Here is a 3241-nt window from a genome sequence, read left to right as displayed (position 1 = left end):
GGCATACTTATTGATGCTATCGAACCCTAAGTTTTCCATATCTACTCGAATCATAAAAGCCCAGGTGAATAACTTCTTTACCGCCATTTCATCGAAGTTGTGGAACTTATCATAATAGCAAAGCAGCGCGCAATAAAACAGGTTGCGAGCATAGACAAAACCTGCAGATCCATATTTCACAGAGTCCATTTCTTTAATACTAGATACTTCTTTGCCATTGCAGATAATAGACTTAATTTCCGCAAAATCATGATTATTAAATATTTCTGTCTTAATATCGTGTATCAAGTATAGGTAATGATCTACCATTTCAAAAAAATCATTTCCTGAAATAAATGTCTCTGTAATTTGGAAACATGGCATTGCTTTACTTGCACGTCTTGCATATGAATACGTTGATGATTCTGGTATACCTTTATAAGTATCAATTTCCTTTGCCGTAAAAGGCTTGCTCTTTAATCCGCGTGACCAGTTCCAAACTGGGAACAGAAACAAATCGAAAAGCTCTCTAATTTGATTTGTGTCTTTTGATTCCCACTTAGTAACCGCATGTTCCATCTCATATGGATACTTTTTCATCTCTCGCAGGTGATATGCTTTCAATAGGTCATGCGGATCAAGAGACTTTCCTCTAGTATTCTGTGAATCAAATAACTGAAAAGCCTCAGATACCTTTTCGACACTGATTACAACAACCTCTAATATTTCATCAAATGCACGAATAAAATTCTTCTTATCATCTTTACTCTTTAGTGAAAACCATTCGCGAATGAACATATAATTATCATGAATATTAGTTTGAGTTATTTTATTGAAAAATTTCTTCTTGGAAATAGGACACTTAACCCCTGTCTCTATGCATTGTTTTATAAGAAGAAGTGATATGATCCTCTGTTGTCCATCCACAACATCAAATATTCCACGTTCATTCTCATGAAGAATAATGGTTCCTACCCTGTACTTGAAGGGAGTTTTATACAGTCCTGCTTCATTGATTGCTGTACTAATATCACCAAGAAGCTCCTCAATATTTTGAATCGTCCACTTGTATGGCCTTTGATAGTCAGGAATATCAATCTCCATCTTTAGTAATTCATTTATACTTTTTATCTCAGCCATGTCTATATCCACCTACACTTAAATAGTTTTATCACGCTCTGCATCTTATTTTTCCTTTATGTATTTTCCACTCTTGATACGCTTATCATTGGGTTTTTCTGCATCAGCCGGAATAGCCCAATAGGAACCAATCTTTGTTGCACCTGGAATTCTATTTTCTGCACATAAAACCTGAATTCTTCTGATGGAAATACCCCATTTTTCAGATGTTTGTCGTATTGATAAATATTCCATATAGTCCTCTCTTATAATACAAATAACACACAATACAATTTAACGAAATTATATTCCAAACCACGAATAAAATCAATCTAAAAAAGGCAGCCAAGTCTAAGCCTGCTACCCTTGCAAATTCATGTTATCTCGGAATATCCAATTCAATGCCTGCTTTGAAACAAACTTTGAACCGATCACTCATAAATCTTTATCTCGTGAAAATACTTTCTGCCATCGTGTTGTACATCACTTTAAATGTATATTGATTCTTCAAATTATTTGAATCGTATTATTCGTATTCAGTTAATGAAGATTTCATTAATCCAACAAATTCAGGAAACTGTGCAAGCACTTCTTTGGCCACTTAAGGACGAAGTTCGTCTATCTTTGATGCAAAACTAATCACATCACCTTTTGATATATTCTTAAAATCAGTTCTCTGCATCACAGCAAGAATATCCTTTTCCAATGGTGTATATTCTATGATTCTACCTCCTAGTGAGCTGTCTGTATTCTCTTATTTGTATCCAACTCCAAACCAACCTGCCAAAATCCCATATCAATCATCTTCATCTGTGGATATGGCATACCTTCAACTTTCATTTTCTCTCTAACTGGTTCAAATCGAGCAGAATTTTTTTCGTAAAAATCGACAAGCTGCATAATGGATTTCAAGTTGTAAATACCGGTTGCGACCTTCTGATTCTTTATTCCTGCAATAAAATATCTATCATATGCTGGAACACAGCCAAGTGTTCCCATAAGTATTTTCGTGATTAGTGTAAAAGATAACTGATTTTTCAGTTCTTGTCCTTCTACTTTGTGCCTGATTTTATCGTAATACTGCTCTAAAAACGAATTTATATCCTGCAGTAACTTTTGGTTGCTATCCTCTTTGACACCGATACAGTCAATTCCAGCTAAAACATCATATTTTTCATTTAACAGTTCTTTTACTACTGGAATATGTACTTTATAATCCTTTTGTAGCAAAAATGATGAGCCACGATACATTCCCCAACTTGCTAAATAGAAAGCTAGTTGTAAACTCAGATAATCATAATCAATCTCTTGGCTCCCTCGTGCTTTTATGAAATATGAATAGCAGTGTTCCCAAGAACGATATCGACCATTCTCATCAACCTTCAAATCATTATAAAATTCTGTTGATGATTTAATAATCAAATCCACAGTATCCATGCTACTCACCGCCTATTCGTTACTTGTTTTTTTCTGTTCTCCATCCGGGAAGATAAATGATTGCTCAAAGGTAACACCCATGATATCAGCTATCTTTTTCGAGTCACAGTATCTCGTTTCAGTTTCTTACCAAAGTTCTGTGGAGTCTGACCTATCCGTCTGGCAAGTTCCGAAACGTTTATATTCTTTTTATTACATAATTCTTTAAACATATCGGATGTCTTCATCATTATCCTCCATGTCTAAAAAGCACCTCAACTTGTTACATTATAAACTGTTTGGTTGATAAATTCAATTTTGGCATAGTTCCATCTTGTGAATTTTCTAAAAATGACAAAAAACTGCATTGCTACAAGATGTCCGTATCATTGTTCCTGTTTCATTTATCTCTTAAGGAAACCCTGAAGTACTTGCGTTTAAGGGTTAATATGGGCTATACTATGGTATCTGTCCGGGATCAGGCTGTTGTAGATGACGTGAGCAGCATGTATCCCGGATGTTGTGAGTATGGAAGAGGGTTTAAAGTATGATAGTTACTCTGATTGAGAAAGTATATAGTTTTCTGTGGGGAGATCTGGTGCAGATTCCACTGCCAGGCGGCAGCACTCTGGGGATTTCGCTTCTGATAATATTACTGATTCCTACAGGAATTTATTTTACGGTTCGGACGCGTTTTCTGCCGATTCGCCTGTTCCCGGATATGGTG

Annotated in this window: 4 protein-coding genes and 1 pseudogene; 1 reads left to right on the top strand and 4 read right to left on the bottom strand. The window is 35.5% G+C overall.

Annotation, left to right across the window (positions count from 1 at the left end):
• The 4 genes and pseudogenes from ACT8VG_RS09095 to ACT8VG_RS09080 form a co-directional block, all read right to left on the bottom strand.
• The coding region (locus tag ACT8VG_RS09095; protein WP_444195680.1) for a DUF262 domain-containing protein at positions 1–1119 on the bottom strand (1119 nt) is incomplete at its 3' end.
• A 45-nt stretch (positions 1120–1164) separates the two neighbouring features.
• Positions 1165–1353 (bottom strand): DNA-binding protein, encoded by a 189-nt coding sequence (locus tag ACT8VG_RS09090; RefSeq protein WP_432267357.1) that lies wholly within the window; start codon positions 1351–1353, stop codon positions 1165–1167.
• 477 nt (positions 1354–1830) lie between these two features.
• Positions 1831–2535: a hypothetical protein gene (locus ACT8VG_RS09085; protein ID WP_444195679.1), complete on the bottom strand. Its 705-nt coding sequence runs from the start codon at positions 2533–2535 to the stop codon at positions 1831–1833.
• 12 nt (positions 2536–2547) lie between these two features.
• Positions 2548–2762 (bottom strand): annotated as a pseudogene (locus ACT8VG_RS09080) (helix-turn-helix domain-containing protein).
• 299 nt (positions 2763–3061) lie between these two features.
• On the opposite strand from ACT8VG_RS09080, the gene ACT8VG_RS09075 reads away from it, so the two are divergent.
• The coding region (locus ACT8VG_RS09075; protein WP_444195678.1) for a hypothetical protein at positions 3062–3241 on the top strand (180 nt) is incomplete at its 3' end.

Source organism: Catenibacterium sp. (assembly GCF_052354645.1).
GTDB classification, from domain to species: Bacteria; Bacillota_I; Bacilli_A; order Erysipelotrichales; family Coprobacillaceae; genus Catenibacterium; species Catenibacterium mitsuoka_A.
This window is presented reverse-complemented; position numbering and strand designations above follow the sequence as displayed.